This is a genomic window from Streptomyces sp. DSM 41931 (assembly GCF_050271085.1).
GTDB classification, from domain to species: domain Bacteria; phylum Actinomycetota; class Actinomycetes; order Streptomycetales; family Streptomycetaceae; genus Streptomyces; species Streptomyces albogriseolus.
Genome location: NZ_CP189902.1, coordinates 370,515 through 382,995, shown reverse-complemented (window position 1 = coordinate 382,995; position 12,481 = coordinate 370,515). Strand labels below are relative to the sequence as shown.

Annotated in this window: 12 protein-coding genes; 9 read left to right on the top strand and 3 right to left on the bottom strand. The window is 76.6% G+C overall.

What is annotated here, in order from left to right; translation table 11 throughout:
- Positions 1-29: 29 nt before the first annotated feature.
- From ACP7TJ_RS01840 to ACP7TJ_RS01815, 6 genes are all read left to right on the top strand, one after another.
- On the top strand, positions 30-296 hold the full coding sequence (locus ACP7TJ_RS01840) for a hypothetical protein (RefSeq protein ID WP_093769847.1): 267 nt from the start codon (positions 30-32) through the stop codon (positions 294-296).
- Positions 297-394: 98 nt separating this feature from the next.
- Positions 395-1,264 (top strand): oxygenase MpaB family protein, encoded by an 870-nt coding sequence (locus tag ACP7TJ_RS01835; protein WP_167744294.1) that lies wholly within the window; start codon positions 395-397, stop codon positions 1,262-1,264.
- Positions 1,265-1,350: 86 nt separating this feature from the next.
- Positions 1,351-1,857 carry an SRPBCC family protein gene (locus tag ACP7TJ_RS01830; RefSeq protein WP_246532146.1) on the top strand — a complete coding sequence of 169 codons (507 nt, stop codon included), beginning with the start codon at positions 1,351-1,353 and terminating at the stop codon, positions 1,855-1,857.
- Positions 1,850-3,493, top strand: a complete 1,644-nt coding sequence (locus tag ACP7TJ_RS01825) for a phytoene desaturase family protein (RefSeq protein WP_266394724.1) — start codon at positions 1,850-1,852, stop codon at positions 3,491-3,493. The genes ACP7TJ_RS01830 and ACP7TJ_RS01825 overlap by 8 nt, the downstream gene beginning before the upstream one ends.
- Positions 3,494-3,548: 55 nt before the next feature.
- Positions 3,549-4,043, top strand: a complete 495-nt coding sequence (locus tag ACP7TJ_RS01820) for a hypothetical protein (RefSeq protein ID WP_093769843.1) — start codon at positions 3,549-3,551, stop codon at positions 4,041-4,043.
- Positions 4,040-4,915, top strand: a complete 876-nt coding sequence (locus tag ACP7TJ_RS01815) for an SDR family oxidoreductase (protein WP_266394722.1) — start codon at positions 4,040-4,042, stop codon at positions 4,913-4,915. Before ACP7TJ_RS01820 ends, ACP7TJ_RS01815 begins: the two co-directional genes overlap by 4 nt.
- A 68-nt stretch (positions 4,916-4,983) precedes the next feature.
- On the opposite strand, the gene ACP7TJ_RS01810 is transcribed toward ACP7TJ_RS01815, so the two are convergent.
- The 3 genes from ACP7TJ_RS01810 to ACP7TJ_RS01800 are packed head-to-tail and all read right to left on the bottom strand — an operon-like array spanning position 4,984 to position 8,568.
- Positions 4,984-6,009 (bottom strand): DUF5914 domain-containing protein, encoded by a 1,026-nt coding sequence (locus tag ACP7TJ_RS01810; RefSeq protein WP_093769841.1) that lies wholly within the window; start codon positions 6,007-6,009, stop codon positions 4,984-4,986.
- A complete protein-coding gene (locus ACP7TJ_RS01805) occupies positions 6,009-7,025 on the bottom strand; it encodes a phytoene/squalene synthase family protein (protein WP_266544128.1) in 1,017 nt (338 codons plus the stop codon). The genes ACP7TJ_RS01810 and ACP7TJ_RS01805 overlap by 1 nt, the downstream gene beginning before the upstream one ends.
- Positions 7,012-8,568, bottom strand: a complete 1,557-nt coding sequence (locus tag ACP7TJ_RS01800) for a phytoene desaturase (RefSeq protein ID WP_093769940.1) — start codon at positions 8,566-8,568, stop codon at positions 7,012-7,014. Before ACP7TJ_RS01800 ends, ACP7TJ_RS01805 begins: the two co-directional genes overlap by 14 nt.
- A 361-nt stretch (positions 8,569-8,929) precedes the next feature.
- Here ACP7TJ_RS01800 and ACP7TJ_RS01795 point away from each other — a divergent pair, with 361 nt between their 5' ends.
- From ACP7TJ_RS01795 to ACP7TJ_RS01785, 3 genes are read left to right on the top strand one after another with little or no spacing between them, the layout of a single operon-like run.
- The gene (locus ACP7TJ_RS01795; RefSeq protein ID WP_427761850.1) at positions 8,930-10,123 is read left to right on the top strand and encodes a lycopene cyclase family protein; all 1,194 of its coding nucleotides are present in this window, start codon (positions 8,930-8,932) and stop codon (positions 10,121-10,123) included.
- Between the two features lie 39 nt (positions 10,124-10,162).
- Positions 10,163-10,891 (top strand): class I SAM-dependent methyltransferase, encoded by a 729-nt coding sequence (locus ACP7TJ_RS01790; protein WP_093769838.1) that lies wholly within the window; start codon positions 10,163-10,165, stop codon positions 10,889-10,891.
- A complete protein-coding gene (locus ACP7TJ_RS01785) occupies positions 10,888-12,453 on the top strand; it encodes an FAD-dependent oxidoreductase (protein ID WP_427761848.1) in 1,566 nt (521 codons plus the stop codon). Before ACP7TJ_RS01790 ends, ACP7TJ_RS01785 begins: the two co-directional genes overlap by 4 nt.
- The last annotated feature ends 28 nt before the right edge of the window (positions 12,454-12,481 follow it).

Below are 12,481 nucleotides of genomic sequence, written 5' to 3'. Positions count from 1 at the left end.
TTGTCAGTGGGGGATGCCACCCTGCCGGTATGGACGAGACGGAGTTCATGCGCGGCAGGGTGTACGGGGCGGACCACGACGACCCGGGTCCGCGCGAGGGGCGGGTGTACGCGGAGCTGTCCGGCGGCCCGCTGGACGGGCTGCTGCTGGACGTCACCGACCACGGCCCGGCGGAGCGGCGGCACGGCGTGGGCCTGCCCACCGAGATAGGCCGCTACGGCCCCGGCGGCCGCGCGGTGTACGCGCCCCGCGCGGCCGGCGACCGGGTGTACGAGTGGCGGGGCGACGTCCCCTGACCGTTCCGCCCCGGACGGGGGGTACGGGAGCGGGCACCGGGGCAGACGTAGCCGTAGGACACCGGCCGTCCTCGCCGACGGAAGGAGGCGCCACGGGCATGAAACGGATCGCCGAACCCGCCTCGGCGCTGCGCGGCCGCATCGGCCACGCCATCTTCTCGCGGGTGGCCGGACCGGACGGGCCCGACAACCGCGCCCGCATCCACGGCACCCCGGGCCCCCGCTGGTTCGGCCCCGAGCGCCCGGTGCGCCGGGTGCACGGCGACGCGTCGATGTTCATCGGCGGTCTGTCCGCCCTGCTCCTCCAGTCGCTCCACCCGCTCGCCATGGCCGCCGTCGCCGCCCACTCCGGCTTCCGTGGCGACCCCTGGGGCCGGCTCCAGCGGACCAGCACCTTCCTCGCCGTCACCACGTACGGCACCGCCGACAGCGCCCAGCGGGCCGTCGACCGGGTGCGCGCCGTCCACGGCACGGTCCGCGGCACCGCGCCCGACGGCCGGGAGTACCGGGCCTCCGACCCGCACCTGCTGTGCTGGGTGCACGTCGCCGAGGTCGACATGTTCCTGCGCGCCCACCAGCGCTACGGCGCCCGCCCCCTGGACGACGCCGGCTGCGACGGGTACGTCGCCGACATGGCGCGCATCGCCACCGCCCTCGGCGTCCCCGACCCGCCCGTGAACCGGGCCCAGCTCGCCGAGCGGCTCGCCGCCTACCGCGACGAGCTGCACGCCACCCCGGACGCCCTGGCCACCGCCCGGTTCCTGCTGCTCGACCCGCCCGTGCCGCTGCTCGCCCGGCTGCCGTACGGCGTCCTCGCTGCGAACGCGGTGTCGCTGCTGCCGCCCTGGGCGTCCCGGGAGCTCCGGGTGCCCCGCCTGCCCGCCGAGGGCCTGTGCGTCCGCCCGCTCGGGACGGCCGTCACCGCCGGCATCCGCTGGGCGCTGGCCCCCACCCGCCCCGCCGCCTGACCCGACCGGCGGCGCCTCCCGGTTGACGGCGGCCGGACGGGGCACTCAGAGCTGACCGGTGGTGCTCAGGGACACAGGAGGCAACAGTGGCGGTTCGTCATCGCTTGATCCGCTCCGACCCGCGGTCCGTGTGGGCCGTGCTGGAGGACGGCACCCGCTACGCGGACTGGGTGGTGGGCACGTCCTCCTCGACGCCGGTGCGCGGCCACTGGCCCCAGCTCGGCTCCGCGATCGGCTTCGAGGTGCGCCTCGGGCCGCTGACGCTGCGGAACGAGTCCGTCGTCCGGCACGTCGTCCCCGGCGAGCTGCTCGAACTCGAGGCCAAGGCCGGGCCGCTGGGCACCGCGCGCGTCGCCATCGAGCTGCGGCCGTGGGGCGACCAGTGCTTCGTCAAGGTCGACGAGCATCCCCTGCGCGGCGCGGGCGGCCTGGTGCACAACGTGGCCGTCGAGGCGCTCATCCACATCCGCCACCGGGCCATGCTCGCCCGGCTCGCGCACCTCGTCGAGAGCGAGGCCGCCGAGGCGGAGGAGCGCCGGCCGCTCGGCCAGGTCGTGGCGCCGGAGCCCGACGCGGGAGGCGCCCGTGGCTGACGCCGTCGTCATCGGGGCCGGGCCCAACGGCCTGGTCGCGGCGAATCTGCTCGCCGACGCCGGCTGGAGCGTGCAGGTCCTGGAGGAACAGCCCGACCCCGGCGGCGCCGTGCGCCACGACCACGGCGTCCACCCCGACTTCGCCAGCGACCTGTGCAGCTCCTTCTACCCGCTCGCCGCCGCGTCCCCGGTCGTGTCCGGGCTCGCCCTGGAGGACCACGGGCTGCGCTGGAGCCACGCCCCGCACGTCGTCGCCCACCCGCTGAGCGACGGCCGCTGCGCGGTCCTGGACCGCGACGTCGGCGTCACCGCGGACTCCCTCGACGCCTTCGCACCCGGGGACGGCGACGCCTGGCGCCGGCTGCACGCCCTGTGGGAGAGGCTGCGCCCCGACCTGCTGGACGCCCTGTTCACGCCGTTCCCGCCGGTCCGCTCCGGGCTGCGGCTCGCCGTACGGCTGCGCGGCACCGGCGGGCTGCGCATGGCGCGGACCCTTGTGCTGCCGGTGCGGCGCATGGCGGAGGAGGAGTTCCGCGGCGCGGGCGGCGGGCTGCTGCTCGCGGGCAACGCCCTGCACGCCGATCTCGCGCCCGAGGCCGCCGGCAGCGGCGGCTTCGGCTGGCTGATGTCCATGCTCGGACAGACCTACGGCTTCCCCGTGCCGGTCGGCGGCGCGGGCGCGCTCACCGGCGCTCTCGTGCGGCGCCTCGAGTCACGCGGGGGTGTGGTGCGGTGCGGCCGGCACGTCGAGCGTGTCGTCGTCCGCGACGGGCGGGCGGTCGCCGTACGTCTCGCCGACGGGGAGACCGTCCCCGCCCGGCGCGCCGTCCTCGCCGACGTGTCCGTGCCGGCCCTCTACGGGGAGCTCGTCGCCCCCGAGGACCTGCCCCGGCAACTGCTGTCCGACCTGGAGCGCTTCCAGTGGGACTTCGCGACCTTCAAGGTCGACTGGGCGCTGGACGGCCCCGTGCCGTGGCGGTGCGAGCAGGCCGCCGGCGCCGGGACCGTGCATCTCGCCGACGGGCTCGACGAACTCACCCGCTTCGCCGCCCAGCTCGCCATGGGACAGGTGCCCGACCGCCCGTTCTCCCTGTTCGGGCAGATGACCACCTCCGACCCGACCCGCTCCCCGCAGGGCACCGAGTCCGCCTGGGCCTACACCCACGTCCCGCACCGGGTCGCCGGGGACGCGGGCGGCGACGGGCTCACCGGCTCCTGGGACAAGGACGAGCAGGAACGCATGGCCGACCGCGTCGAAGCCCACGTGGAGCGCTTCGCGCCCGGCTTCCGCGACCGCGTCCGGGCCCGGCGGATCCTCGCCCCGCCCACGCTGCAGTCCCTCGACCGCAACCTGCACGGCGGTGCCATCAACGGCGGCACCACCGCCATGCACCAGCAGCTGTTCTTCCGGCCCGCCCCCGGCACCGGACGGCCCGAGACCCCCGTCAAGGGCCTGTACCTGGCGTCCGCCGGCGCCCACCCGGGCGGCGGCGTGCACGGCGCGCCCGGCGCCAACGCCGCGCGGGCCGCGCTGCGCCCGTCCTTCGCGCCCGCCCTGGCCGCCGCCCAGCGGCTGCTGGCCCACCGCGACCGCACCGGACACCGGCAGCCCGACCGGGGCGGGCGGCCCGCATGACCCCGTCCCCGGTCACCCGCCGGACGGACGGCCGACCACAGAAGGAGGCGAGACGATGAGCGGACACGACGAACGGAACGGACAGCCCGAGGACGGCCCCGACCGCCGGCACCGGCGGCCCGAAGGCGTCAGCGACGAGACGGTCGAGGCACTGGGATCCCTGTCGAAGGCGCTGGAGACCACCGAACGGGCCCGCGGCCATCTGTACAGCTTCCACCAGCTCACCGGCACCGCCGACCTGGAGCTGGACCGGGCCGTGGAACTGCTGCACAAGGCCGGACACCCGGACTGGGCGGAGACCGTCCGCACCCAGGTGCTGGGCCGCAACGTCATCCCCGGCCACTGGACGTTCCAGATCGTCGAGGCGTACGACAGCACGTACTACCGGCCCTTCCGGGAGCTGGAGCAGGCCGCGGTGGAGGAGCTGGCCGACGGCCGCGACCACCTCTACGAGGCGGAGATGAAGGAGGCCCGCAGGACCGCGGGCCACCCGCACCACACCGCACGCCCCGACACCGACCCGCGGATCACCGGCGGGGACGACGGATGAGCGGCCGCCCGCTGAGCGGACGCACCGCCGTGGTCACCGGGGCCGCGCGCGGCATCGGCGCCGCCCTCGCCCGGGAACTCGCCGGACGGGGCATGCGGGTGGCGCTGCTCGGCCACGAGGGGGAGCGGCTGCGACAGCTCGCCGACGAGCTGCCCGTGCCCGCCCTCGCCCACGAGGCCGACGTCACCGACGACGCGGCGCTGGCGCGTGCGGCGGACGCGGTCCGGACCGGGCTCGGCACGCCGTCCGTGGTCGTCGCCAACGCGGCCGTGGCGGACGCCGGGCCGTTCGCCGACTCCGACCCGGCGCAGTGGCGGAGGATCGTCGACGTCAACCTCACCGGCAGCGCGAACACCGCCCGCGCGTTCCTGCCCGACCTCACGGCGACCAAGGGCTACCACCTCCAGATCGCCTCGCTGGCCGCCATCGGCGCCGCCCCGATGATGAGCGCGTACTGCGCCTCCAAGGCGGGCGTGGAGGCCTTCGCCCACTCCCTGCGCGCGGAGGTCGCCCATCTCGGCGTGGCCGTCGGCCTCGGCTACCTGACCTGGATCGGCACCGACCTGATCGAGGACGCCGACCGCCACACCGTGATGCGGGAGCTGCGCGGGCACATGCCGTGGCCGGTGCGGGACGTGTACGCGGTGGACCGCGCCGCGTCCCGCCTCGCCCTGGCGGTCGAACGCCGCAGCACGGCGGTCTACCACCCCCGCTGGCTCCGCCTGGCCCAGCCGGTACGGGCCGCCCTGCCGGCGGTGGTCACCAGGGCGACCCGCCACTACCTCCCTCGCCTGGAGGCCCGCGCTTCGCTGACCCACACCGGCCTCCTCGGCGGAGGCGGCGCCGCGGACGCGGAGGCGGCGACGCGATGACGTCACCTCTGGCGTAAAGCCCGGTCCGTCCACGGCCCGCCCGGCGTCCCCGCCGGGCGGGCCGGCGTCTACGCCCCCGGGAACCGGCCCGTCGAACGGAGCGCCCAGCGGCGTTCCGCGTAGGCCAGGTCGTCGCGCCAGAGGCGGCCGGAGGCGGCCCGGACCAGGGGGCGGAGCAGAGGCGCCGCGGCCCGGGCGAGGGCGAAGCCGCGGCGGTCCGACGCCGCGACCACCGCCTCGATCACCGCCGTGCGCGGCCGGCCCGACACGTCCGGGCCCAGGGGGGTCGCGTGGGTCTCGACCACGGAGCCGACCCCCTCGCCCTCGGTGATGTGCATGACGACCGTCCGCGGCTCGGGAGCCGTGAACACCGCCCGCACCGGCACCACCAGACGGCCCGCCACCTTGAAGGACACGTCCACCGCGAACGCGTCCTCGTCCGCGGCCGCCGGACCGTCGGAGCCGTCCGGCGCGTCCGCCACCGTGAGGTCGACGAACGAGTACGGGTGGAACCAGGCCCCGTGCCAGGGGTCGAGCCGGTTCGCCACGACGTCCTCCGGCTCGCAGACGCCGACCCCCGCGTACACCGCCGACAGGGCGCGCGCCGGGACCGGGCGGCGCGGCACCACGGGCGCGTCGAGCGGTTCCTCGCCGCCCACCGCGTCCAGCCGCACCCACACCAGCACCCCGTCGTCGTACGCGGGGAACGGCTCCCAGCCGGCGAACGGCCCGCCGTCCAGGGACAGTCCGTGCCAGTGGCAGACGAGGGTGCCGCAGCGCACCGGGCTGTCCCGCAGCGGTGCGCCCAGGTGCGGGCAGACGCCCGGCCCCGCGACCACGCGGCCGCCCGTATCGCGCCAGACCACCACTTCCTGTCCCGCGACCGTCCGGCCCAGCGGGCGGCCGCCGCCGACGTCGCGGGAGGCGCCCACGACGTACCAGTTGCCCGACGGGCGTGCCTGCGCCCGCTTCAGCGCGCCCGCGATCAGGGCGGGCCTGGCGTCCCGCCAGGTGGGGCGCTGCCGTTCCCACGCCACCGCGTCGCGGCGCAGGGAGAGCGGCAGCCGCCGGCGCCCGCGTCCGTCACCCGCCATCACGCGACCTCCTCGACCATCCGCGGCTCCACCGGCTCCGCACCCGTCGGCGGAACGCCGTCCGGTCGCCGGGCGGCGGCCGAGCCGGCGCGCAGCCGGGCCGAGGCCACCCGGACCAGCCCGTCCGCGGCGACCACGGCGCGCCGCCTGCGCGGTACCACCGCCCGCCGGTGCAGCACCGCGTACCCGTCCTCCGCCACCGCGTCCAGGATCCCGCCGTACAGGACGAACGCGGTGCGGATGCAGGGGCGGGACACCGGTTCGAGCATCGCGAGGCCCGGCGCCGCCTGCCGGTACACGCCCCGCGTCAGCCGTTCGAAGGCGCGCAGCGCCGAGGTGATGCGCGGGTCGCGACGGCCGGTGTCCCGGCTCCAGCGCAGCCGTTCCCGGTCGACGCCGTGCGCGGCGAGCAGGTCGGCGGGCAGGTACACCCGCCCGCGGTCCAGGTCCTCGCCCACGTCACGCAGGAAGTTGGTCAGCTGGAAGGCGACGCCGAGGGCCGCCGCGTGCGGGGCGGCCGTCTCCCGGTCGGCGACCGTGCCGAGGACGGGCAGCATCTGCAGCCCGATCACGGCCGCCGACCCGTGCATGTACCGGCGCAGGGCCGCGTAGTCGGCGTAGTCGGTGACCACCAGGTCGGAGCGCATGGCGGTCATGAAGTCGGCGAAGTGGGCGTGGTCGATGCGGTAGCGCCGCGCCGTGTCGGCGAGGGCCCGCACCACCGGCTCGGCGCTCTCCCCGTCCCGCAGCCCCTTCTCCAGCTCCCTCTCCAGGGCCGCCAGTTCGGCGTCCCGGCGGGCGGTGTCCGGGCCCGTGCCGAGCGCGTCGACGATGTCGTCCGCCCAGCGGGCGAAGCCGTACAGGGCGTGCACGGCCGGCCGCCGCTCCACGGGCAGCAGCCGGGTGGCGAGGAAGTACGTCCGGCCGTGCCGGGCGTTGAGCCGGCGGCAGTGGCGGTACGCCTCGCGGAGCGCGGGATCGGTGACGCCCGCCGCGTCCAGTTCACGCTCGGTCATGCAGGGCCTCCTGGGCGGAAGACGAGGCGGAGGACGAGAGCGACGCGCCTCCGGAGGGGCCGCGCGCGCCGGTGATGCGCCGCGCTGCCAGCTTCCCGGACAGCAGCACGGTCGGCACGCCGACGCCGGGCGTGGTGCCGCAGCCGGCCAGCACCGCGTTCTCGGCGGAGCGCACCAGATTGCGGGGCCGGAAGGGGCCCGTCTGGGCGAAGGTGTGGGCGGTGGCGAACGGCGTACCGGCCGCGTGCCCCTGCGCGGCCCAGTCGGCGGGCGTGACCACGCACTCCGTCTCGATCGCGGAGGCCAGCCCGGTCAGGCCGCGCTCCTCCAGAGTCCGCAGCACCGAGTCCCGGTAGCGCGGCGCCAGGTCCGCCCACTCGGCCGCGCCCGGCCCGATGTCGGTGTTCGGGCAGGGCGCGAGCACGTAGTGCAGATGGCGTCCCGGGGGCGCGAGCGACGGGTCGGTGGCGGTGGGCCGGGTGATCAGCAGCGACGGGTCGCTCATCAGCCGCCCGGCACGGGTGAGCTCGTCGAACGTGCCGCGCCACGCCGCGCCGAAGGAGAGGGTGTGGTGCGCCAGTTCGGGCCAGGTCCGGTCGGTGCCCAGGTGCAGCACCACCGCGGACGGCGAGTGCTTCAGCCGCACCGGGCGCCGGGGCGCCCCGCCGAGCATCCGGTAGGCGACCGGCAGGTCGGGGGTGAGGACGACCGCGTCGCAGGGGATCCGTTCGTCGCCCGCCACCACCGCCGTGACCCGGCCGCCGGAACGCTCCAGCCGGGTCACCTCCCGCCCGAACCGCAGGTCGGCGCCCGCGTCGGCGGCGGCGTCCGCCATCGCCCGCGGCAGCGCGTGCATCCCGCCGCGCGGGAAGTACACCCCGGCGACCGTGTCCATGTACGCGATCACCGCGTACGCGGCCAGCGCCCGCGCCGGCGGGACGCCCGCGTACAGCGCCTGGAAGGAGAACACCCGGCGAAGCCGCTCGTCGTGCAGGAAGCCGCCGATGCGCGCGTCCAGCCGGCCGAAGCCGCCGAGCGCCGCCAGCCGCGCCAGGTCCGGATGGAGCAGACCGAGCGGCGAGTCGAAATTGGCGTCGATGAACCGGCGCATCTGCGCCCGGTACAGCCGCTCCAGCCAGTCACGCATCCGCAGGTAGCCCGCCGCCTCCCGGGCCCCGGCGAACCGCTCCACCTCGGCGGCCATCGCCTCGGCCCCGGTGTGCACGTCGAGGCTGCTGCCGTCGGCGAACCGCGCCCGGTAGGCGGGGTGCAGCGGCACCAGCTCCACCCGCTCGCGCAGGCTGTCCCCGACCGCGGCGAACGGCTCGTCCGCCAGGTCGGGCATGGTCAGCACGGTGGGCCCGGTGTCGATCCGGTACCCGTCGATCTCCATGCGCCCGGCGCGCCCGCCCGGCAGCTCGTCGCGCTCGACCACGGTGACGCGCCGGCCCGCGCCCAGCAGGTGCAGCGCCGCCGACAGACCGGCGAGCCCGGCCCCCACGACGACGACATGGTCCGTGCGCCCCGGAACGGTCCGGGTCACCGCCCGGACCCCGCTCCGGCCGTACGCCCGCATGGCACACGGCGCCCCGCCGTACCGCCGTTCGCCGTCCCCGCCGTCACGCGGACGGACCGCACCCGGACGGTGGGTCCCGGCGGACGGGCCGGGCGCGGCGCGCGCGACCGCATCGTCGCGCGGTGTCTCTTGGCCCCAATCGGGAGCATCCGGTGTCTTCCTCTCGTCGGCATGCGCATCGCTCCGGTACGCCGGACGACCGGCGCATGCCTTCCCGGTCGCGCCCGTCGTCTCACGTCAGAGTGACCCGGATCCGACCGGGCACACGGACGAAAACACAGCGCCGTGCGCATCCGCACGGCGTCGTACCGAGGAGGGTGGTGCCGGCGTGCTGGAGGCGGACGTCGCGATCGTCGGGGCCGGGGCGGCCGGACTGTCCCTCGCCCACCGGCTGGCCGGTCCCGGCAGCGGGCGCCGGGTGCCGTCCGTCGCCCTGGTGGAGGCGCCCCCCGGACCGCTGCGGCCACCGCGCCGCACCTGGTGCTTCTGGGAGGCGGGCCCCGGCCGCTTCGACGCCGCCGTCACCGCGTCCTGGCGGCGGCTGCGGGTCCGCGACCGGGCCGGCCGCCCCATCCACGGGGACATCGCGCCGCTGCGCTACAAGATGATCCGCTCCGACGACTTCGAGTACCTTGTCGCCCGCGACCTGGCAGGCCACGACGGGGTGCGGCGCGTCGAGGGCACCGTCGACGCCGTGGAGGACGTACCCGGGGGAGCGCTGGTGCGGCTGCGCGACGGCGACGGGAACGCCCGCGTCGTACGCGCCCGCTGGGTGTTCGACTCCCGCCCGCCCGGCAGCCTGCCCGCGGCCCGCACCACGCTGCTCCAGCACTTCCACGGCTGGTTCGTGCGCACCGCCCGGCCCGCCTTCGCCCCCGCCACCGCCGAGCTGATGGACTTCCGCACCCCGCAGCCCGCCGACGGCCTGTCCTTCGGCTACGTCCTGCCCCTCGGCCGGCACGACGCCCTGGTGGAGTACACCGAGTTCTCCCCCCGCCCCCTCACCTCCGACGCCTACGAGGCCGCCGTACGCCACTACACCGACGACGTGCTCCGGCTGGGCGACCTCGAGGTGCTGTCCACCGAGACGGGCGTCATCCCGATGACCGACGCGGAGATGCCCCGCCGGACCGGCCGGTCCGTGTTCCGCATCGGCGCGGCGGGCGGCGCCACCCGCCCCTCCACCGGCTACACCTTCGCCGGCCTCCAGCGCCAGACCCGCGCCGTCGCCGACGCCCTCCGCCAGGGGCGCCGCCCGGAGCCGCCGCCCGCCCACTCGGCCCGCTCCCGGGCCATGGACGCCGTGCTGCTGCGCGCCCTGGCCGGCGGGCGTGCCGACGGACCCGCCCTGTTCTGCCGTCTGTTCGACCGCGTCCCCATGCGGCGGCTGCTGCGGTTCCTCGACGGCGACACCCGCCTGCACGAGGACCTCGCCGTCGGCCTGCACGCGCCGGTCGGCCCGATGCTCCGCTCCGCCCTCGAACTGCCCGGCCTGCCCCGCCGCCCCTACGAAGGCCCCTGACCCCCTGTCGTGCCCCGCCCCTGCCACCCCGGAGACCCCATGACCCTCCTGCGCGACGAGCACCTCGCCGCCGCCTTCGACCACGCCGCCCGAAGCTACGACACCCTCGTGGCCGCCAACCCCGGATACCACGCCCATCTGCGCCGCTCCGCACGCCGCCTCGGCCTGCCCCGCGGCGGCGAGGGGCTGCGCGTGCTCGACCTCGGCTGCGGCACCGGCGCCTCCACCGCCGCGCTCGCCGAGGTGCTGCCCAGCGCCGACATCACCGCCGTGGACGCCTCCGCCGGCATGCTGGAGAGGGCCGCCGCCAAGACCTGGCCGCCGAACGTCACATTCACCCACGCACCCGCCGAGCGGCTCGCCGAGGCCGGGGTGGCCGGTCCCTTCGACGCGGTGTTCGCCGCCTACTTGTTCCGCAACGTCACCGACCCCGACGCCGTGCTGCGCACCGTGCACGGCCTGCTCGCCCCCGGCGGACGCCTCGCCGTGCACGAGTACACCCTCGGCGGCCGCCGCACCGACCGCGCCGTGTGGACCCTGGTCTGCCGGGGCGTCGTCCAGCCCGTGGCGACCCTGCTCGGGGACGGCGACCTGTACCGCCATCTGTGGCGCAGCGTCGTCGAGTTCGACACCGCCGACCGGTTCGCGGACCGGCTGCGCACCAACGGCTTCGACAGCGTGCGCCGCCTGCCGCTGCCCGGCTGGCAGACCGGCATCACCCACACCTTCACCGGGCGCCGCCCCACCACGACGGAGACCGCGCGATGACCCGACCGCCCCGCCCGGCCGCCGCCCGCCGCGGCCGCGACCGCCGCGCCCGCGTGGTCCTGCCCCCGCCCGGCGCGCCCCGCGTCGACGGCGACCGCAGGCCCAGCACCGCCGTCGTCGGCGGCGGCATCGCCGGACTGGCCGCCGCCACCGCCCTCGCCGAACGCGGCGTCGACGTCACCCTCTACGAAGCCCGCCCCTACCTCGGCGGACGCGTCGGAGGCTGGCCCGTCGACCTGGCCGACGGCACGCCCGCGACGATGAGCCGCGGCTTCCACGCCTTCTTCCGGCAGTACTACAACCTGCGCGGCCTGCTCCGGCGCACCGACCCCGCCCTGGAACGCCTCACCCCGCTGCCCGACTACCCGCTGCGGCACCGCGACGGCATGCACGACAGCTTCCGGCACGTGCCCCGCACCCCGCCGTGGAGCGCGCTCGGCTTCGCCGCGCTCAGCCCGTCCTTCCCGCTGCGCGACCTGCCCCGGATGAACGCGGCGGCCGCCCTGCCGCTGCTCGACGTCCGCGTGCCCGAGATCTACGAACGCCTCGACGCGGTCAGCGCGCACGACTTCCTCGACGCGGTCCGCTTCCCGGAGAGCGCCCGGCATCTGGCGTTCGAGGTGTTCTCCCGCAGCTTCTTCGCCGACCCGCGCCTTCTGTCGGCGGCCGAGATGGCGCTGATGTTCCACATCTACTTCCTCGGCTCCTCCGAGGGCCTGCTCTTCGACGTGCCGGCCGCGCCCTTCCCCGCGGCCCTGTGGGAGCCGCTCGCCGCCCTGCTCGAGCGGCACGGCGCGGACCTGCGCACCTCCACCCCCGTCGAGCACGTCGAACCCCTGGACGACGGCGGGTACGAGATCGCCACCGACCGGGACGAGCGCCGCCACGACACCGTGGTGCTCGCCCTGGACGCCGTCGGACTGCGCGCCCTCGTCGACCGCTCCGTCCGGCTCGGCGACCCACCCTGGCGGGAGCGGATCGCGCGGCTGCGCAACGCCCCGCCGTTCCTGGTCTCCCGCCTCTGGCTGGACCGCCCCGTGGCCCCCGAACGGCCCGGCTTCCTCGGCACCAGCGGCTACGGCACCCTCGACAACGTCAGCGTCCTCGAACGGTACGAGGACGAGGCCGCCCGCTGGGCCGCCCGCACCGGCGGCTCCGTCGTCGAACTGCACGCCTACGCCCTGCCCCCGGAGGCGTCCCCGGAGGTCGAACAGAAGCGGCTGCTCGACCAGTTGCACCACGTCCACCCGGAGACCCGGAAGGCGGGCATCGTCGACGCCCGCCACGAGTGGGGCACCGACTGCCCTCTCTTCCCGGTGGGCGGCTACCAGGACCGGCCCACGGTCCGCACGCCCGACCCGGGCCTGATGGTGGCGGGCGACCTGGTCCGTACGTCCCTGCCGGTCGCCCTGATGGAACGCGCGGCGACCACCGGCTTCCTCGCCGCGAACGCCCTGCTGGAACGCTGGGGCGTCCGGGGCCAGCCCCTCTGGACCGTCCCGGACCGCGGCCGCAGCGCGCTGCTGCGCGGGCTGGCGGGGGCGGCGGGACGCCGGGGGTGACGTGAAGGGGGGCGCAGGAGCGAGCCGG